The sequence below is a fragment of the Clostridium sp. UBA5119 genome (genome assembly GCF_002414285.1).
Lineage (GTDB): Bacteria > Bacillota > Clostridia > Clostridiales > Clostridiaceae > Clostridium_J > Clostridium_J sulfidigenes.
Window position 1 is genome coordinate 336 of the sequence record NZ_DHYX01000070.1, and the last position, 20,874, is coordinate 21,209.

Annotated in this window: 20 protein-coding genes (1 of these 20 cut by a window edge); 15 read left to right on the forward strand and 5 right to left on the reverse strand. The window is 26.9% G+C overall.

The features are described 5' to 3' along the window. Nucleotides 1–490 precede the first annotated feature (490 nt). The 14 genes from B2671_RS11330 (at nt 491) to B2671_RS11400 (ending at nt 14,195) form a co-directional block, all read left to right on the forward strand. A complete protein-coding gene (locus B2671_RS11330; protein ID WP_346870516.1) occupies nt 491–994 on the forward strand; it encodes an HNH endonuclease domain-containing protein in 504 nt (167 codons plus the stop codon). Nucleotides 995–1,042: 48 nt separating this feature from the next. Further along, nucleotides 1,043–1,702, forward strand: coding sequence for a GIY-YIG nuclease family protein (locus B2671_RS11335; RefSeq protein ID WP_346870517.1), 660 nt, complete (start codon nt 1,043–1,045; stop codon nt 1,700–1,702). Nucleotides 1,703–2,197: 495 nt separating this feature from the next. Continuing rightward, nucleotides 2,198–4,030, forward strand: a complete 1,833-nt coding sequence (locus B2671_RS11340; RefSeq protein WP_346870518.1) for a hypothetical protein — start codon at nt 2,198–2,200, stop codon at nt 4,028–4,030. Nucleotides 4,031–4,642: 612 nt separating this feature from the next. Beyond that, nucleotides 4,643–5,893 (forward strand): hypothetical protein, encoded by a 1,251-nt coding sequence (locus tag B2671_RS11345; protein ID WP_346870519.1) that lies wholly within the window; start codon nt 4,643–4,645, stop codon nt 5,891–5,893. After that, nucleotides 5,893–6,348, forward strand: a complete 456-nt coding sequence (locus B2671_RS11350; protein WP_346870520.1) for a hypothetical protein — start codon at nt 5,893–5,895, stop codon at nt 6,346–6,348. The genes B2671_RS11345 and B2671_RS11350 overlap by 1 nt, the downstream gene beginning before the upstream one ends. Continuing rightward, nucleotides 6,345–8,189, forward strand: a complete 1,845-nt coding sequence (locus B2671_RS11355; protein WP_346870521.1) for a DUF3732 domain-containing protein — start codon at nt 6,345–6,347, stop codon at nt 8,187–8,189. Before B2671_RS11350 ends, B2671_RS11355 begins: the two co-directional genes overlap by 4 nt. A gap of 508 nt (nt 8,190–8,697) precedes the next feature. Continuing rightward, nucleotides 8,698–9,129: a hypothetical protein gene (locus B2671_RS11360; RefSeq protein ID WP_346870522.1), complete on the forward strand. Its 432-nt coding sequence runs from the start codon at nt 8,698–8,700 to the stop codon at nt 9,127–9,129. A 100-nt stretch (nt 9,130–9,229) separates the two neighbouring features. Further along, complete coding sequence (locus B2671_RS11365; RefSeq protein WP_346870523.1) at nt 9,230–9,925, forward strand: ABC transporter ATP-binding protein; 696 nt, start codon at nt 9,230–9,232, stop codon at nt 9,923–9,925. A 23-nt stretch (nt 9,926–9,948) separates the two neighbouring features. Then, a complete protein-coding gene (locus B2671_RS11370; protein WP_346870524.1) occupies nt 9,949–10,821 on the forward strand; it encodes an ABC transporter permease in 873 nt (290 codons plus the stop codon). A 54-nt stretch (nt 10,822–10,875) separates the two neighbouring features. Further along, nucleotides 10,876–11,769, forward strand: a complete 894-nt coding sequence (locus B2671_RS11375) for a hypothetical protein (protein WP_346870525.1) — start codon at nt 10,876–10,878, stop codon at nt 11,767–11,769. Between the two features lie 316 nt (nt 11,770–12,085). Further along, nucleotides 12,086–12,292, forward strand: a complete 207-nt coding sequence (locus B2671_RS11380) for a hypothetical protein (protein WP_346870526.1) — start codon at nt 12,086–12,088, stop codon at nt 12,290–12,292. A 60-nt stretch (nt 12,293–12,352) separates the two neighbouring features. Then, nucleotides 12,353–12,646: a hypothetical protein gene (locus tag B2671_RS11385; RefSeq protein ID WP_346870527.1), complete on the forward strand. Its 294-nt coding sequence runs from the start codon at nt 12,353–12,355 to the stop codon at nt 12,644–12,646. A gap of 136 nt (nt 12,647–12,782) precedes the next feature. Then, the gene (locus B2671_RS11390; protein WP_346870528.1) at nt 12,783–13,628 is read left to right on the forward strand and encodes a DUF2785 domain-containing protein; all 846 of its coding nucleotides are present in this window, start codon (nt 12,783–12,785) and stop codon (nt 13,626–13,628) included. A gap of 315 nt (nt 13,629–13,943) precedes the next feature. Then, a complete protein-coding gene (locus B2671_RS11400) occupies nt 13,944–14,195 on the forward strand; it encodes a DUF4351 domain-containing protein (protein ID WP_346870529.1) in 252 nt (83 codons plus the stop codon). A 248-nt stretch (nt 14,196–14,443) separates the two neighbouring features. Here B2671_RS11400 and B2671_RS11405 read toward each other — a convergent pair whose 3' ends face one another. The 5 genes from B2671_RS11405 to B2671_RS11425 all read right to left on the reverse strand — a co-directional run bounded on the left by B2671_RS11405 (nt 14,444) and on the right by B2671_RS11425 (nt 19,778). Next, nucleotides 14,444–15,412 carry a site-2 protease family protein gene (locus B2671_RS11405; RefSeq protein ID WP_346870530.1) on the reverse strand — a complete coding sequence of 323 codons (969 nt, stop codon included), beginning with the start codon at nt 15,410–15,412 and terminating at the stop codon, nt 14,444–14,446. Next, nucleotides 15,405–16,121, reverse strand: a complete 717-nt coding sequence (locus B2671_RS11410) for a flavodoxin family protein (protein ID WP_346870531.1) — start codon at nt 16,119–16,121, stop codon at nt 15,405–15,407. The genes B2671_RS11405 and B2671_RS11410 overlap by 8 nt, the downstream gene beginning before the upstream one ends. Nucleotides 16,122–16,135: 14 nt before the next feature. After that, entirely contained in the window at nt 16,136–19,189 is a 3,054-nt protein-coding gene (gene lanM / locus B2671_RS11415; protein ID WP_346870532.1) for a type 2 lanthipeptide synthetase LanM, read from the reverse strand. A 157-nt stretch (nt 19,190–19,346) separates the two neighbouring features. Continuing rightward, on the reverse strand, nt 19,347–19,535 hold the full coding sequence (locus B2671_RS11420; RefSeq protein WP_346870533.1) for a lichenicidin A2 family type 2 lantibiotic: 189 nt from the start codon (nt 19,533–19,535) through the stop codon (nt 19,347–19,349). Between the two features lie 21 nt (nt 19,536–19,556). After that, nucleotides 19,557–19,778 carry a lichenicidin A2 family type 2 lantibiotic gene (locus B2671_RS11425; RefSeq protein WP_346870534.1) on the reverse strand — a complete coding sequence of 74 codons (222 nt, stop codon included), beginning with the start codon at nt 19,776–19,778 and terminating at the stop codon, nt 19,557–19,559. Nucleotides 19,779–20,202: 424 nt separating this feature from the next. On the opposite strand from B2671_RS11425, the gene B2671_RS11430 reads away from it, so the two are divergent. Then, nucleotides 20,203–20,874, forward strand: the 5' portion of a protein-coding gene (locus tag B2671_RS11430; RefSeq protein ID WP_346870535.1) for a cysteine peptidase family C39 domain-containing protein. Its footprint extends 27 nt past the window's final position; 672 of the gene's 699 nt are visible here — the first part of the coding sequence; it begins with the start codon at nt 20,203–20,205; the stop codon falls past the right edge of the window.

Genomic DNA, 20,874 nt, shown 5'->3' on the forward strand with positions numbered 1-20,874 from the left:
AAGGGAAATAAGTACATATCCTTTAGAAAACTTGTATGTAGAATGATAGTGGGAGCATGGTATCCTGTTACTCAATATAAACTTAGTTTAGGAATTCAAGACAGGCTCTTTGATTTAGTTATACTAATCCATGAAAAATATAATATACCTTGTGATATGAATAAAAATAAACTATTAGAGGTTATAGAAAATATAGAAGATGTTGAAGTTAAAAAAAGGATTAAAAAACTTCGTGATTATGTACCTTATAGACTTTTAACTCCCTTCTTTGCATTAACAAAGGATATATTTAAGAAGAATGGTACTAAGATAAATAAGTTTATAGCTGAGCTGACCAATCTAGATGAGAGAGCTATATATAAAATAGATATTAATAATAAGATTATAGAAATTAATGACTCTTGGTATAAGTACATAAGTGCTAATCAAGCTATAATATACGGATGGATGCATTATAACCTGGTTTGTTATCTTCAAAAGAGAAATCCTAATGTACCAGCAATNNGCAATTCCATTTAAAATCACAGCACCAGGTAAAAGAGATCTAAGTAAGGCAACTAAGCTTTGGACAGAGATAAATAGAGATAAAACTGTTAGTGATATTTATACAGGAAAGGAACTAACAGAAGAGAACTTCTCTAATTATGGGAATCTAAGTATAGATCACTTTATTCCCTGGAGCTTTGTACTTCATGATGAACTATGGAATTTAGCACCTACCTTTAAAAATGTGAATAGTCAAAAGAGTAATAAACTGCCTGACCTTAGCTTATATATGGACAAGTTCTGTGAAGTTCAATACAAAAGCTTTGATATAATGCAGAGAAATCCTAAAAGATATAAGAAGCACTTAGAAGGATATTTATCCATAAATATAGCTGCAAACAATCAAAGGAAAATTGAAAAAGAAGAGTTTAGCCAGAAGGTGAAAGCAAATATAGAGCCACTGTATCAGATAGCCTTTAATCAGGGGTATGGGGTTTGGGAGAGGTGATAGGATTAAAGTATAATCTAAAATTATTAATTTGAAGGAGGATAAATCATGTCTAATCACTTTGGATTGAAGGTACTTGAAGGTAAACGTGGACTAAAGTTAACGCGAGAAAACTATGTGGTAGTTAGTAATAAAAATACATTATTGAAATTCCCTATGGATATTTATGCTGATGAAGAAGGTAGAATATATTCAGATGAATGGTGTAAAAAACAACTAGATAACTGTTTAAAAAATTTTGATTTGAATATGGAATATTTTTCACTATTAAATCATGATGAATTTAATATGGAAATAACAAAGTTTCTTAAAAGTAATAAATGTTTCGTTGAAGTATTTGACCTTAATTTATATGATGAAAAATCAGGATATTATATAATGATTCTTGATGAATATTGCCAACTATACATCGGTACAACAGATAACATAAAAAAACGTATAAGACAGCATTGGAATAAGAGCAAGTCCTTTGACCGACTTCTGTTTCCGATGGGTGCTGTAGATACATCTGTATTTTCAATTGATAGTTTTAGGGCATTTGATACTACAAGAATTTTAGCGTATACAACAAAAAGAACATTTGATTTAGAAGATAAATTTATGAATCAATTTTCTTCTAAATATATGTGCAATAGACTTGGCGGTGGTAAAATAACTGGTGGTTTATTCCAAACAATCACAATGATGAAAAAGCGTAAGTTAATATAAGAATAAAGAGGAAAAACCTCATTTAGAAGTAGTAGCATAAATAAGCGTGAAAAATAGGCTTAGGCATTGAAATAACTTGAGTAAAAATATTTTTATAGATAAAATACCGTATCTCAAATAAAGATTGTTATTTTCGAAAATTTTAAATTGTATAATAGGTTATAGAGTTGAATTTATATGTTTGCTAATTATTTTCATTTTAATATGTCGATGATGTCTATAATGGGCAATTGGAAATAGCAATACAAGTAGGTAAATATTAGATGTATAAACTTATTTTTNNTTGAAGCTACTATTCCTTAATTAGAATGTAAATCAAACCATATGGGGATAAAACGACTATTGTTTGGAAAATAGTTACTGCAAATACAATGGATAAATGTATAAGATGATAGGAGTGTTAATATGTTGACAAATTTACAAAAACAAAAAGTTAGAAATGCATTTGAATCAATACTCAGAGCAGATTACGTTTCCATTACTGATCTTAGTCAAATGGATCAATTGGATGAATATTATGTAGATTTTTTCAATAATACAAGTAGCCTTTTACAAAGGCAGGACAATTACATTTCTGGCCGTAGAGGAACGGGTAAAACTGCATTACTGCTAAAAGGATACTATGAATGCTTAAAAACCATTTCAAAAAAAGTTGAGAAAAGTAGTGAAATACTTGGTGATGATAAAGTCTTACCAATATATATAGATTTAAGTAATTGCAAGGAAATGTTAAATCAATATGGAGATTCAAACTTATTGGAGATAAACTTCGTACGACAAATAATATTGAATTTGAAAGCCCAACTAAATTTGATTTTCGAAGAAAAATTTTTATCTAAATTTATAGAAAATCCATCGTTAGAAGGTCTTGATTACATAGAAAAAGTACTTATAGAAGGAATTACAGTAAGTAACAGAGCTATTAGAGTTGAAGAAAAGGTGAGTCTTTCAGATTCGAGTGAAATTAAAGTGGGAGTAAATTCTACAGGGCCTAGTTCCGGCGTGAATCTTAGTACATCAGAGAATATTGAAAGTACAATAAAACATCGTGAAGTTAAAAGTCTTGATGTGCAGAGTTTTTTAGATAAAGTTGATAAAATCAGAAAAAAGGCTAAAATTGACTATATTTATATATTTGTCGATGAATTTTCTGACCTAAACGAAGAAGAACAAATAATTGCTTCAAAGCTAATTAAAAAATTCTTAGGTTCGAAAATTAATATGTTCTTCAAGATTGGTGTAATTTCAGATAGATATGATTTTGGCGATAATATAATAATTGGTCGAGATCTTTTTCAAATCCCACTTGACTTGAAGGACTATGTAGAGAGATATGGTGGAATTGTTAATGGTGTAAAGCAATTAGAAGTATTTGTTGAGCAGCTAATTAAGGCACGAATTTCAAATTATTGCTCTGATTTAGAATATATTGATATTTTTAAGGCAAAAAAGAAAGATATTAATTTTAGAATAGCTAGAACAGCTATGGGTGTACCACGAACTATTGGACTTATTCTGCAAAATGCGTGGTTACGTTGTGAGAGTAATGGTAGCAGTGACCAGAAAATAGGATTAACAGAACTGAACTATGGAATTATTGCAACAAAGAAAATGTACTTTTTACAATTTCAAGGTAGTATAAAAAAGCGACTACTACCAGGATTCAATATGGACATGTGGAATAGTATTCTAAATAAAGCTATCAGCGAAAAAAGTAAGCACTCAGATAGACCTGCAAGTCATTTTTTAGTGGATCCTATTAGAAAAGATTATTTGAATATCTTGTGTGAAAATTTTATAATTCATAATTTGGAGGATAGTAGAAGTTCTAAGTATGGTGGTAACTATGCACTATACAGTATTGATTATGGTATTTGTACAGAAAATAACATTAAGTATGCAGAAGAAAAAGATGAATTTACGGCTTTTAGATTTGTTTATGATAATGTTTTATCTGAATATGACCCTTATTTTATAAATGAGAAATTAAAAAGTTATCGTTGTCCGGCTTGTGAGAAAATCTATGATGAAAAAGAGGTATGCCATATCCGTGTGAAAAGATGCTTTGAAGATGATTCTCCTTTAGAGGAGATTATCCATAAAGATGCCCCAATTACTAAAGGTAACTATGCAGAGGTAGAAATAAAAGTACTTGGTTTGATTTCAAGCTTAAGTATTGATGAATCTATGAGTGCGCAAGAGATAGCTGATGCAGTTGGTTGTAGTCGTCAAAAAGTTTCATCTTGGGGAAGCAGGGTATTGCATAAAGATGGATTAATAAATATTGAATTTAAGAAGGGTAAAAATCATTATTACTCTGCGGAATAGAGATTTTTCAATTAGACATTTGTAAAAAACTTTTCACATAACAGAGTGGTTCTGATATTTTGCAAGAAACATGAAAATATCAGAACTGCTCAACTTATTAGATGGAATAATCAGATTCTAATTATCATTATCCATATGATGAGAAATTGGTATATTTAAAATTAATTTGTTGATATATATTTTATAATATATGATGTATAAAAAACATAATAGTGAGAGTATTTTCTGAGCACGTAAAAAAATTTTGTCTTAGAAAAATAAAAGGTATCACCACCTCAAATCAAAATAGCAACTAAGATACTAGGCAGAACAATACGATAAAAATTAAAAGTGTTATAATTTCACTTGATCAGTCACCATTTTAATTAACAATTCATAAGAAATATATATAAGCTTTTTAAAGAAATCAAATTCATAATGAAAAAATTTTTAATACAACTATAAAACTAAAAAGAAAATTTTAATTTTAAAACTTTTATAATTAAATAATTGGATAAATGTACATATTCAACTTCACAAATGTATAAAATAACAAAATATATTACTAAATAATGAAAAATATGTTAATGTTAAAGTGAAGTAATAAGTATTTTATAATTAGAGGTGAAAATTTTGGAAGTTACAAAAAATCAAGAAGCAACTTCGGCAGATAAGAAATCAGTAGGATTTGATTATCAATTTTTATATTTTATATACATAGTATTAGAGTTAAAACCAGGAGAGAAAATAGGATATGAAGTAAAAGATGATGTACATTTAGAATTAAATAATGAACAGGAAGTATTTATTCAACTTAAGCATTCTCTTCAAACTAATAAATGTATGAACATCATAAATATGACAGAAAAAGATGTTGATTTGTGGAAAAGTTTATATAATTGGAATCTAAGTATTAATGAATCGATAGAAAATAAGAAATTAGATTACATAAATAATATAGAATTCGTATTAGTTACAAACAAAAATAATGAAAACAATAAATTTTTTACTAAAACAGAAGAATTTCGAAAGAATGCTATCACTGTTAAGGAATATAAAGATTATATTTTAGAATTACATAATAGTGTTGAAGGCGATACAGATTATTCAAAAAAATTAAAAAAGTATATGAAAATTGTTATAGATCAAAGAGATGATGTGTTAAAAGCGTTCGTAGATAAACTAAATTTTACACTTGGATTTGATGATTTAGTAAAAAGGATAAAAGATCAAATATTAAGTAATCACATTGATGAAAGAAAGTTAGATGAAATATTTGAACGGTGCATTGGAATTTTAAGTATTTGGAAATATGAAAATATAAAGAGTGGTGAACGTGTTTTTATATCATTTGAAGAGATAGATGGAAGAGTTAAGCATTGCTTTAATTATGGGAGAAATGACAAATTCCCAAGGCAATTAAAATATGATGTTGCCTTACCAGATAAATTAGAGGAACAAAATTTTATTAAAGAGTTAATAGAAATAGATTATTTAGATAACATCAAATTAACGGAATTTGCAAAGTATACAATGGTTAAATTAAAATTGGAAAATTTGTTGGAATCATGGATACAAGAAAATTATTTAACAGAAATGGATAAAGAACAATTTTGGGATGAATGTATTTCCTTATGGTCTAATTATCATCAAAGATCTCATAGAAATAGTAAGAAAGCAATTAAAAAGGGTATTCTTAAGGATGAGGAACTAACGGAATTACTTTATGACAATGCAGTAAATTGTTTAGATGATATAAAAACAATATTTTTAGAATTATGTGGTGAAAAATTAAATATTGAAGAAAGTAATGGAACATTTTATTCTCTTTCAGATCAGGCTGAAATAGGATGGAAGCTAGAGTGGGAAAAGAGGTATCAATAATGTTAAATTCAAAATTTTTATATAATAACGAAGGAATATGTGCATTTGGAATAATGTCAATATTAGAAATTATGGGAGAAATAAGTTATTCTAAAGCAATGTTAATCCCTCCACTAATCTTCAACACAAATGTAGTTAAATTTTTAGGAACTAATTCTAAAATAAGAAGTTTTGAAGAGTTTAGATTAAAGCAAGTATCTTCTGTATCTAAATTTAATAATATGTATTATAATTTTCTTCCACTTACTATTAATACTCTTGTTATATTAGACGATATGAATTTCATAGATTTAGAATATAATATAATTAAATTGAAGACACCACTAATATCAGCAATAGAAATTAAAAAACTTGGAAAGAGAGCAAGTGGTATAATTAAAATAGCACCAAAACTTGTGAATTTATTAAATGAAGAAGATGAAAAACTTTATTTACAGTTAGGGGTAATATTATGAGATTTCATTACAATCAGATAATACTATGGATGAAAAACGGAAATATAAGAACATTAAATTTTCTTCCTAATAAAGTTAATATAATTACTGGGGGAAGTGAAACAGGTAAATCAGCAATTTTAGCTATTATAGATTATTGTTTTTTTGCAGATAGAAATATTAAAATAACTCAGGAATTTATTAATGAAAATGTGGAATGGTATGGAATAAACTATTGTATAAATAACAAAGTTTATACAATAGCTAGAAGAAGTATGAATGTAACTATACCTTCAACAGATTATTATTTTTCATTAATTGGAAAAGTACCACAGATGCCACATAGTTCTATTAGTGAAAAGGATTTAAAAAAATTTATGAACGAGGAATTTTCCATTAATGAAAATACAATAGTTCCTTATGGCGGAAAACAAATAAAAGCAGGTAGTAAAATTTCAATGAAATACTTCATGCTATTTAATTCACAGGATGAAAATACAATTGATAATAGCGATATATTTTTTGACAAGCAAACTGATTCGAAATATCAAGAAGCTTTGGAGCGTACTTTTGATTTAGCAGTAGGTATATCTAATGAGAAAAATGTATTAATAAATGAAAAGATAAATAGTATTAATAAAGAGATAAATAAATATCAACGCAAGCAAAATACTATAGATAATAAAGTAAGTGCATTCGAAAATGAAAAATTGTCATTGATTAAAAAAGCTAAAATGTTAAATTTAATTCCTAATGATATACTTAATGTGGATGAATGTATAAATATAATTTTAGATTTGGCAAAAGGTAATTCTCATAGTTTTGCTGATGAAAGCAATAAAATTTTGGACGAGTTATCTCAAAAGGAAAAGAAAATTAAAAGAGATATTAAAATTATAAACGATTTTTTAAACCAAGCAAATAATTACACAAACTTAAATAATAAAAATTTAGATAGTTTAAAACCTATTCAGTATTTAGCAGATAACTATGGAGAATTAATTAACCATGCATCAGTAGTTGATATAATGAATGGACTTCAATATAATTATAGCAACATGTTAAAGAAAATATCAAGGATGAAAAAAAGTGATTATGGTATGAAAGAAGAACTTAAAAATTTATATTATAATTTAAGTAAAGTTAGAGAAGAAATTAATAAATTTTCTATTAAAGAAGATAATACAGGGATAATTGATAAGTATATATTTTTAGGAGAGGCTAAAACAAAAATTGAGATATATCGTAATAATGGAAGTATTATAGATTTTAAAGATAAAATAGAAGAGCTAGAAGGTGAACTAAAGCTGTTGGAAATATCATTTGATAGAAATGAAGACAGAAGAACCTCAATAATTAAGCTCGTTGAAATCAGTGCTAAAGCATTAATGGAACGTTGTAAATCAGCAATGGAAACATATGGAGATTATGTACCTGTATTGAATTATAAAGAAAAAAAGTTGGAATTGATGAATCCTAAAATAGCTCAGATAGCTAAAGTTGTAGGTAGTAGTTCTAATTATTTATTTTTACATTTATTTTTTATTTTATCATTACATGAAGTTATTATGGCACAAAAAATTAAGTATATTCCATCATATATTATTTTAGATCAACCAAGTAGACCATATTATGATAATAAGAACGAAGAATTTAGAGATAAAGAAAAAATTACTATTGCGATATCTTTATTAAATGATTATATTGATTTAATTAATAATGAGTATAAAGAGGAGTTTCAGTTTATAGTATTTGAGCATATTCCAAAGGAAATTTGGAAAGATATGAGAAATATTAACTTGGTAGAAGAATTTATAAATGGAAACAAATTGATAAGAAAATGTGATATTACTAGGAAGTAAGATAATTTTTTATACTCACTCACCAAAATGACTATGACAATAAAAAAATATTGTAATAGTCATTTTTACTAAACACACTGCTCACTAAATCATCCTCATAATATTAAAAAATTCTAATCAAAAAAAAATCCTTCCACATCACCCCCTGAAATATATACATATTTTAATATATCCCTAGATAAATATAGAAAATTTTATATAGTTAAATAGGGATATATATATAATTTTACCTAGGAAACTAGTTACATATAAACCTATAAAACTAGTTAAATATGAACCTAGTTAACTAGTTGTTGGCGCTGTGCGGGTTTGTGGGTTTTCTCAATATTTTTTAATTGGGAAATAATCAGGTTTTATTCATTTAAATTACATAAAATGGTACGATGGTTAAATATAAGATATAATATTATAATAGCTTATATTTATATCATTGAAATTTATAACAGAAGATTAAAATTTAAAAGAGGGGTTAACCACATTATTTATATTTATTAAGGAGGATCTAAATATGAAGAAAAAGAGTATTTGGTTACTGGTTATATTGGTGATAATTATTATAGGGCTGATTTTACAACCATTTCTTATACCAAAGAATTTTAAAAGTATACTAGATATTGATTTTACAAAAGTAGATAAGATACTTATGAGCTCTGGAACCTATGGAAAAACTGTAAAAATAACGGATAAAGATGAAATAGAAGAATTTTTAAACCAGTTTGATAATACTAAAGTTAAAAAGATCTTTAGCAAATCAAAAAATAGAGGATATTGTTTGGAAGCTAGATTGTTTATTAATGATAAAAAAGTAGTTTCATTTGATTATGGTTATGATAGGATTACTATTTACAAAAATGATAAAGAAACAAAATATATTTCTAACACAAATATATATATAGATAAAGTTAATGAAATAGAAATAAAATATAATTTGAAAAGTTAAATGATTTAGGTATTGAAAGTGTTATTGCTACTAAAAGGGGAGTTGGATATGTCTTTAATGAAATGTATAAACTAAATTATTTTTTAGCGAGGTATGATGTATGGAAATATTAAAAGTTAATGGGTTAACTAAAGTATATGCTTCATTTAAGGGAGCAAAAGAAGTTAGTGCTTTAAATGGGTTAAATTTCACTATTAATAGTGGTGAGTTTGTAGGCATAATGGGGCCAAGTGGAAGTAGAAAGAGTACTTTACTTAATATACTCTCAGGAGTAGATAAGGGTACTTCAGGTAGTGTAATTATTAACAATAATGATATTAGTGAAATGAAAAAGGACAAACTTGCTTTATTTAGAAGAAAAAATATTGGATATATTTTTCAAGAGTTTAATTTATTAGATAGTTTAACTGTTGAAGAAAATATATCATTACCTCTTATATTAGATAAGAAAGATCAAAGTGAAATAGAAAATAGTTTAAATGATCTTATGAAGTATTTTAATATATTAGATTTAAAGAAAAAATATCCTTACAATATTTCAGGTGGTCAAAGGCAAAGAGTTGCTGCTGCAAGAGCATTAATTAATAATCCCACTATAATCTTTGCAGATGAGCTAACAGGAAATTTAGATTCAAAATCAGCAAATGATGTTATGACAACTATAGCTAAAATGAATAATGAAAAAAGTAGTACAGTGTTAATGGTAAGCCATGATCCCTTTGCAGCTCCTTTCTGTAAAAGAATTATATTTAGAAAAGATGGAAAAATAAAACTTATACCAATATATACTTTTTGAAAAATAGAGGTAAAGAATTTGGTGTGTATTTGACATTAGGAATGACATACAAAGATTTAACTAAAATGGTTATTATGGAAAACATGGGGGTTATGATAGCTTCTCTAGTTACAGGAATTGTTAGTGGTACAGTTTTGGGGAGAATGTTCTATATGGCTCTAAATAAAATGGTTAGTGGAGCTAATATCCAGTACACATTAAATTATAAGAGCTTTTTATTAAGTGCTGGTGTATTTGTAATAATATTTTTAGAGAATGTAATTTTCAACATATTTTACCTTAGGAGGATATCTATTGTTGAAGGAATTAAAGCTGATGTAAAAAAGGAAATTGGACATACTAATGTATTTATTGGAGTAGTAACTATATTGATTTTTGTGGCGGCTTTATATTATTTACCTATTATTATCCTAAAGGGAAATATTGAGGAGGTTGCACCTATAATATTAGGATTATTTTTAGTAATTATAATTTGTCCATATATAATAATTGGTGCAATTATTACCTTAATCAAAGCTATTTTAAAGAAGTTTCCTAATATATATAATAATAACTTGTTGGTTTTAAGCAACTTATCTCATAGATTCTTAGCATATAAAAACATATTGTTTATTACTTCTCTACTATTAGCTGGAGCTATGCTATTTGTAGGATATAGTTATTCAATTTATGTTTCAACTAGGGAATATATTTTAAATGAAAATCCATATGATATTATGTTTGTTGAAAGTAACAAGTATAACAGTGTAAATAGAGAAGATGTTATAAATGTTGTTAAAGATAATGGTGGAAGCGTAAATGAATACAAAGAATTAGAATATATTGAAGTACCTGTATTTAAGGAAGAATCCGGTAATCTTAGTGTTTTAAATACTAGACATTCAGTAATTAGCTAGTCAAACTATAATAAACATATGGGAATAGATATTAATATTAAACCTAATGAGGCATTGTATATTACAGTTGAAAATGAAAGCAAAGACTATAAGATTCCAAATCTGATTTTTTTAACTCTTAAAGGTAATAACCTAGAAATAGTGAACAAGTTATCACTAAACCATGGGACTTTGATAGAGAAAGAACAATTTGATGACCTTGTTAAAGAATCTTACTCTTTGAAAATAAACGCTGATAAGATTAATAAAGAAAAAGGTGTGCAATTCACTAATTTTAGATATGGTGGAGAATATGATTCAGGATTCGCATTTATTCTTAACGATAATGACTATAATATGATAAAGAAAAATGTAAAAGAAGAAACCATTAAAAACTTACATTTAATGAATGTAAGGGATAAAGATGTTGCCTTTAAAGGGTTACTAAACTATTTAAAAGGTGTTAACGATTTAGATAGCACTTATTGGAATGAAGGTCAGCTATGGGGTGGTAAAATATCTGAGGATGAAAGAGGAACCTTGGAAGCATATAGGCCACTTTATAGAGAAGAGTTAATCAGAATGCAATTAGATGATAACGGTATGTTATTATTCACTACAATTTTTATAGGAATACTATTTATTATAACTAATGGAGTAGTATTATATTATAAAGTGATTTCTGATGTTAATGAAGAGAGAAAAAGAAATAGTATCCTATTTAAAGTTGGAATCTTGGAAAGTGAAGTAAAATCGGTAATTAAGAAGGAGTTAAGAATAATTTTCTTTGTTCCCATATTTATCGGAGGAATGTTAGGAGTATATTTCTTATATATTATGGTATTTAATAGTGGAATCACTGAACTGTTAATGAAGAAGTCAATTATTACTCTTCTTTTAGAAATTTTAATTCAGTTTATATTCTATAAAATAAGTAAAAATAAATATATAAAGGAAGTATTAAATTAATTTTTAGAATATAAAAGTTTTTATACTATGCAGTAAATGCATAATATAAGAACTTTTTATTATCACACATGTTTTAAAATGATTTCAGACCTTATGGATTATTGTAGATGAGGTAAAGACAGATTCAGCACAGGCAATAAAAGAAATAAAGGCAGCTAATATTAAACAAACAGTTATGTTAACAGGTGATAATAAAAATGTTTGTTTTTATACTGTATTATCCAGGAGAAATTATGCTTTTTTATTTGGCAATATTAATTTACAATAGCAATTAGAGCCTTTATGGGTATTGGAAGCGTTGGTGGTGTAATAGAAGTTGATGGATAGATTTAATGGTGTTGCAACCAAATATCTTGCTAATTACATATATTGGTTTAAGTGGTTAGAGGTCTTTAACACAGAGAAAGATACCATTAAGAGTAAAAATATATTAGCACATTCTCATACCTCTCTTTCTGACACAAAATTAAAGGAAATTAGAATTAGAGAAGCAATTTATACAGCTTATGTTAGGTACCTTTAATATTGAAAATATATGGTATATAATCAAATAAGTAGGTAATTAAGTAATGGTGGATTTAGCATGGAACTAAATATAAAGCAAATGAATTATAATGAAGCAAAGCAAATTTCAAAATGGGTTTATAAAGAATCATTTTCAATCTATAGTATGGATGAAAGTAATAGCTGTATAAGTGAACTCCTTAATGGATATTATTTTTCGGTTTCTGACAAAGAGAATAATCTAATAGGCTACTATTGCTTTGGTGAATCTGCTCAAGTTCCAGTAGGAAATCAATTTGGTGTTTATGATTGCAAAGATATTACTGATGTTGGTTTAGGAATAAAACCAAATTTGTGTGGCCAAGGATTATGATTCTTCACTAAGAAGAAATTAGTAAATAAATTTATTTAATTCTATTCATATATTCTCCCTATAATATATCAGTAAAATTAATTATTAGAATTAAATTTTTTGCCTAAATTTTTATTTAAATAGGAAGGTGTTAAAAATGTATAATGAAAAAGAACAGCTAAAAGCAAATTTAATAAGGATTAAAGAGAATGAATACAACCTTGGAAATGGTGAAAATATTAATGATTATGTTAATTTAATGCTTAAGTATATTGGTGACAATGATCCTGAAGTAAGAGATGAGTTGATATATACTACTTTTGTTAATTGGATTGAAGAAAAAGGGTATTTTACTGATGAAGAGTTAGAAACATTATTAAATACTATATTAAGTAAAGACTTTGCTTTTTATAACATTGGAAGTGAAGATGATGATTCAGTTTTAAGAAGAAGTTTTTCTATGCTTTTGGTAAATCCAATCTTATGTGTTCATTTAGATAAAGAATTTTTAGATGAAGAAATGATTCTACAGACTAAAGATTGCTTAATTAAATATTTAAATGAAGAAAAAGATTTACGTGGATATGATAAAGAAAAGGGTTGGCTACATGCTATAGCGCATGTAGCTGATGGAATACATGCATTAATAAACTGTAAAGGAATTACTGAGGATATATGTAAAGATATTATGGGGACTATAGAAAATAAGTTACTTGAAGGAAGAGAAGTTTTCAATGCAGAAGAGGATGAAAGGTTAATTACAATAATATATTATGATATAATATCAGACAACTTATTAAGTAATGAATATATTTGTAATTGGATAGATGGGCTTAGTAAGGTTGTTGAAATAGAAGATAGAAGAACAAGATTTATGGCTAGAACTAATGTGAAAAATTTCATACGTAGCCTGTACTTTAGACTATTACATCTTGAAAATAATGAGGAAATATCAAAAGCAATAATTGACTTAGAAAAGAAAATAAATTTATACTTAGATTAATAATGTCATAAAATAATGGAGTGAATGTAGGGAGATAGCCCCTTTCTCATTCTTATTAAATAAAATCTTTGAAACTAGCTGCATATTTGGTAGGAATAAATTCAATAATTTCATAACTGGCGATTTTTTCTTTGTAAAATGGGTCTTCACTGAGTATGGCATTAACCTTCAACATTTCAAAAGATAGTCTATAAATACTTCTTTCAGTAGGCATACAAACTACTTTATTTATTGCTGTTAGCAATACAAAATTTAATAGAATATCTAAATAGAAATTTTATTAAGGATGAAATTTTAGAAAATGAGGTGAGTAGAATGACAAAAACATTATATGATCCAGAGGTTGAAAAGAGGGGCATAGAAAAGGGAATAGCAGAAGGAATAGAAAAAGGCAAAGCAGAATTACTAATTAAGCTACTAATAAAAAAATTTAAAAGTTTACCAGATGGATATGAGAATAAGATAATGAATTTACCCATTAATACCATTGATAGAATTGGTATGGATATTTTTGATATAAATTCTGTGGAGGAATTGGAAGAGTATTTTAAGCTTACTAAAGTATAACAAATAATATAAATAAGTAATAGTATTTATATCATTTGTATTGTATTTAATAAGCTTAAATAGAGAAATTGAAGTTAAGGCATGGGATTATAGGATAATAACTATGCCTTTAAAATCATTATCATGGAAAGCTATTTACAGAAATAATTTCACACTCTATTACTACGATTCCTGGAATAGATTTAAAAGACTGAAATTAAGCCAATGATATTAAATTATCATCGGCTTATACAATAAATCCTCTAAAGCTACCTTATCCTAGACAGAATAGTATCAATGTACTCTCTTAATCGATTGTCTATAGTCGCTCTTTGATATTCTTTTACTGTTTTTATTAATTGTGATTTGTCAAAATCATTGAAGTTTTCTATATCTGTATTTTCCTCTAGTAAAGTAAGCAATTTTAATTGAAAATCTATGACTTCAATATAACTCTTTGCTTCCATCCTGTTAGTTTTATTTTGCTTTTTCATAATATTAATAATTTCCATAAAGTAATCTTTTCCTAAGTCATAATTACTGTTTTTTATATAGTGTAATGCTATCAAACTACCGCAAGTGAAAATATCACTTATGTCTTTATGGTTATTAAATACTTGAAATAAATTATCTACTTCAGCCTCTGTTAACTCACTAGCATCAATATCACTTAAATATATATTTTGGAGCCAAACTTTATTTTTAATGCCCTTATCATTTTTTAGTAATAAAAATGCCATCCATCCATCGTTTCCTTCAAAGGGCAGTGACGTTGCTAATGCAATAACAAAATTCATTATACCAAAGGTGGTAATAACTGTTTTAAAGTAAAATTCAGTTTCTATTCTACTTATAAGAATGGCAGGAATAAATAATAATAAATTGGTAAATATACCCCCTAAATAGTAGAGTGAAAAATTCCTTGATACCTGGTTTTTATCAATGCATTTAAACATTTGACATAAGCCATTACTTAAGGCAAAAATGCTATTTTCTTTAAGTTTAACCTTGTTATTCACAACACAAATTTTTATGGGCCCAGCATAAAGGGATTTCAGCTTCATTCCTATGATTTTACCAAAAGCAAAATGTCCAAGTTCGTGGAAAGTAACGGCGATTAAAAATAACAAATAGTAAAGGGTTATTTCATTTATTATTGTTATACGTAGAAAAAAACTAATTAAATTTAATAATATTAGTGTTAAAAGAAAACTTGTATAGTTGAAAAATTTATTCATTATGGCTGTTATCCTTAACTAAAAGTTCTGAAAAACTGTTTGCATTAAAATATCCGTGACTATCCCAATATTTATATTCGTAATGTTCTTTAGGGAAAAACAAATAAGTATACTTTAATTGCTGAAACATAGCCTCTTGCATTGGAGAGGATTCTAAAACAATATTTCCTTCAAGAGCATCTTTTATGATACTTCTTATTGATTGGAGCTTATGAAGAATCTCCTCCTGTGTATCATACGCAAAGAAAGTTTCATTTGAAATAATTACTGCTCCCATATACTGAAACATTTTAGTTAAATAATCATTAACAAAGCTTTCACCATTTGTGTCTGTTGTGGTTAGTATTATAACTGGCTTTCCTAATAATTTAAAAATGTGCAACCAATATGAAAGCCTATCAAAAATTAATTTAACATCAGAGGTTACATTATGGGCATACACTGGTGAACTAATAATTATTAAATCTGCAGATAAAAGTAGTTGTTTAAGTTCACTACCTTTATCATCTTTAAGATTATCAAAAATACAAATACCATTACTAAAACAATTTTTACATCCAGAGCAAGGATTAAGGCAATATTTTATTGGGTTTAAAATAGTATTATTGTAGTCACTTTCTACATTGAGTTCATTGAAAATCTCTTCAACATATTTATAGGTTCGAGTATTTAAATTACGTGTACCTATTAGTGTTACAATATTTTTCATATAATATCACCTCTCTAACTTAATACTGAAGGAACAATTTCAGGATTAATCAAACGAATTAGCTCAAATAAAATACCAGTTTCTCCAGTGAATAATCCTATTGAAGAAATATGCTCAAGTTGTTTCAAATGGAATTTACCCTTTGCCTTTTGGATTGTCATAATCTTGTTCATTATTGTTTTTGCTATGTCATAATCATGTAAATCCCTTGTTAAAGAATACCTAGTCAAGAAATATTCTACTAAACCTGAATTGCCATGGCATAAACAATCATTTTGGAACATGTTTGACTTCATAATGTGGTCATTGATTTTTTCAATTTCTTCTAATACTCCAGTATAATCTAAATTTGCTTTTTTCATAGTTTTGCAAATTTCAATACGAGAAATTGCTATACCGGTTAAACCTCTACACCATGATAGGGGCATTTCTTCATAATTTGAGTAGAGATGCTTGTCCTTATCTAATATATCTGTTGCAAAATTAAGGTATTTAATTGACTTTGTAATACTATACAATTTGTAGAATATTAAAGAAATAGGTCCTAAGCCATGTGCAAAACCAGCCTGAAAATCCTTTACCTCATCTTTTTTAAAGCATGCTAATATTTTTTCAGCATAGGTGATAATATGGGATAAGTATATTGTATCATGAGAGTTATCATATAATCTAATTAAAGAATTTACAAGGGAAGTTGCTCCATTAAGATAATCAACGTCAATTTCAATATTATTTTCTAATTTTTTTAAATACTTATTTATATAACCTTTAATTTTACTTTTTTGTAAGTCTTCTTTTTCTAAGAAGGATGCCATGTGTATAAAACTAAAGGTGCTTGTATATCCAATATTTTTTTCAACATATATTATTTGATCTTCCGTATTACACTCATCAATTATTTTTTCAAAATAGCTATAGTATTTGGTCTCATTTGTTACTTTATATAAATAGTACATAGCTAATGCAATTCCATAAACACCGTCATAAAAGTCTGCTGATATAACATTATAGGAATCTTCTTCATATTTGCTTGTGTTTACTGTCATCCATAGAAGGAGATCCTCACTTTTAATTCGCTCAGATAATATTTTTTTGCTAAGATTAACAGCATATTCTAAGAAAGTGTTTTCAGTTGAAGAATTTTCTTTAAGGGATTGTACTGTCATTTCATATTCCTTAATTTTATTAGGTATATCATAGTTTCCATATGCTAATTCTATTAAGGAAACTTGTTTCAAGATATCTTCATTACTAATCCTTATAATATGCTCTATAAGATACTCATATGAAGTTTTTGAAGTAAACTCTCCTAGATTTCTATTTGAGCTATATATTTCTAATCCATGGGTGTAATAAGAAAAATAAGGGACATCATTAAACATCATATCTTCAATTTCACTAATAATAAATGTTGGATTGTTAAATTCAATGCTCCACATGTTTTCTAATATTTTTTCTCTATCTAACATATCAGATAAAAAGTCAGGATGATAGGAGTGACCCAATATCTTAGCATATTGATTAGTATTTCGTAATAATTGCCTTACCTTTAACCCTTTAAAGCTTTTAAATACATCTGAATTCAAAATTTCTTCTCTATTATTTATAAAATAATTACATATAGTAGTAAAGCCATCAATTACGTTATTTTTATATTTTTTAAAATCAATCTGTTTTAGTGGGAGATTTTGGCTTCCTGGTAGTACAGCAGTTTCTTCTACAAATCTAATCTCATCGGTGTTAAGATTAGTGATTTGTAGTACCTTTTCATCAAGGGTTTTCTCTGCTCCAGATAAAGCACTAATATCTATTCCCTTACTGTTATCACTATTTTTAAGCCTGCTAGTTAATAGCATTATTCTATCAATATTTTCAAACACCTTTTGTTTAATTAGCTGTGTAGTTTTATCATTATCCTTACCATTGAATAATGTAGGTTGCTGCACTATTGTTTCTAAGTCAATAATAACTGGATGTTCCCCATGGGCAATTAAATTTTCCATATGCATATCAGTGCCGTTAAGAAGATACATAAGACCTAATAAATAACCAAATCTTATATAATATCTTTTTACTTCCTCTTCGGATTGGCAATCTATATGATCAATAAAATCTTCATAGCCATGATCATTGACAGCAAGAGAATTTACAGTTTTCAAAGGTAGAATTGGAGCTCTATGGTTAAGATAATCACATAACTTAGAAAATGCAATATTTACATGTAGATTCTTTGGCTTATACAATATTCTTCTATTATTTTCAAAAGCTAATGTCATTACGGTTTTATTTCCATTATGTGAATCACCGAGTCCGTAATATATTGTATCAATAATAAAATCTTTTTCATCTATATGAAAATGGCGCTTTAGCTTTATTTTATCTTCATTAATATGGTCAAATACTTCAATGGTATTCTTAATAAACATTGTAGTCATCTCTACAAGAACACGAGCTAATACTGGATATTTATCAAAGAAATTAAGAATGTCTTCTGCATTTTCATATTTGCTAATAAAATATTTATATCTGTCCTCAGTAGTATCTCCAAGAAGAAGACCTTTTTCTCTTTGCATATTAATTTCAAGGGTAATAGCCTTTATTCCTATGTCACTAATTTGTGAAAAAAAGGATAATAGAATAGACTGAATTGATTCTTGTTTAATAAATTTGATTATTTCTGGTTTAAGCTTACTTCTGATTTCTTTATCAGCATATATTATATAATATCTTAATAAATATGAAAGTTTTGTGTTATCAAAATCAATACATGAGTTGGATAATTCATGTATTTCAATGAGCTTATTATACCAATCAGAATTTTTTGTATAGTCTATGTATAATTCTTTTAATTCCTGATTTGGTTTTTTCTCAACAGCAAATGAAAAAATATTTTGATTATACTTATTTACTTCTAGCATCTTTGAAAATTCAGCATTACTTAATATAGACATATCATTTCGCCAAAGCATAAAAGCCTCTTTATTAAAGTTATTTTTATATTTTAATTGATTTTCTATTATTGAATATCTTTCTTTTATAGTAAGTGCATTATAAAAATTATAGTACATAATATTTTCTCCTTACCTATTTAGTTACGTACTTCCACAACCTACACAATGCTAAAAGTGGGTACTTTTATTTAGTTATAAATTTTATATTATTACATAAGTAAGAAGTGATGGTGAGCCAACACCTCTTACTTATGATTGTTCTATATTTTAATTATTATTTATTGTCCTTACCGCATTTAGTCACTGCAGAACCAAGGTATGAGCCTACAAAAGTTATTAATGCAGAGCATACCATGGTAGATTGAGGTTCTGACATTCCATGTCCACCATAAACGTCCATTAATTCTTTTTCAGACAATTCCTTTAAGCTCTTTCCAACAATTTTATCTTGTTTCATTTCCATAACCAGTCTCCTTATTTTTTATTAGCCTAAGCAGTCTTTGTTATATGAAAGAATACCACTTATAGCAGATGCAGATGCAGATATGCACGCCTTTGAGCTTTTTGTTACAAATTTTGATATTGCACTAACAACAGTAGCTGGTGTACCATTTGTTTCAGATGAAGCACCATATATATCTTGCATTTCATTTTGTGACATTTCCCTTAAGCTCTTTCCACAAATTTCATTTGATATTTTTTGCATTTTTAGTTCCCCCCTTTAATTTGTTAAATTCATCTAACATGCATGTACTTTTGAATTTACATGTTAAATATATCACGAAGGTTTTACAATTTCAATATTGTTTACATATTATTTAATATTTTACATTTTTGTTTTTATATATAATATGTTATATTAAAATTGGATTATTGTATTTACAAGATTTTCTAAATAATAGCCATATAAATCTTGTAAATTAAATAATTTGCTTTTCATCAGAGAAATGTTTAATTTTTAACAAATACTCAACATGTAAAAAGTACAGTATATATTACTTGCAAAGAAATAAGATTACATTGACAATTTTACATATATTTGGGATAATACAACCATAATTTTTAAATAAGTAAGGGTACTTTTTTATTTATTTAGCTCTTTAAGTTAATGGAAAGGGATGGACACAAATATGGGAAAGTTAAGTTTAGTAGAACAATCTGAACATAGTGAATGTGGTATTGCTTGTATAACAATGATATTAAATTATTGGGGCATTAAATCTACATTAAATGAAATAAGGGATCATTATGGGGTTCCTAGGGGAGGTTTGAGTCTATACAATTTAATTGAGATCATATCTGATCATGGGATAAAAGGTAAAGCCTATAAAATTAACTCAGATGATTTGATGTCGTCAAAAATTAAACATCCAATTATTATTCTATGGAATAATAATCATTTTGTTGTGGTTAAAAGTATTAAAAATAAAGTAACATTATTTGATCCTGATAAGGGAGTTTTGAAGGTTTCAAAAATGGAATTTGAAGAATCATTTAGCCAGGTTATTCTTAGTTTTGAACCAACTGATATGATTATTGATACGGGTAAAAAACAAAAACAATCACATGTAGAGACTTTGCAAAAAATCATTATGAATTTCTTTGTGAAGCAAAAAAAATCACTAATATTCTTACTTGTATCAATGATAATTTTACAGTTATTTTCAATAATTGTGCCTACCTTTATTAGACTTCTCATTGATGGCAATAATGCTGTAAGATTACTACTTGAAAGAACTTTATTAATAGTGCCTGGGTTTATTATAATCTTTATAATTTATACTCTGATACAATTTTTAAAT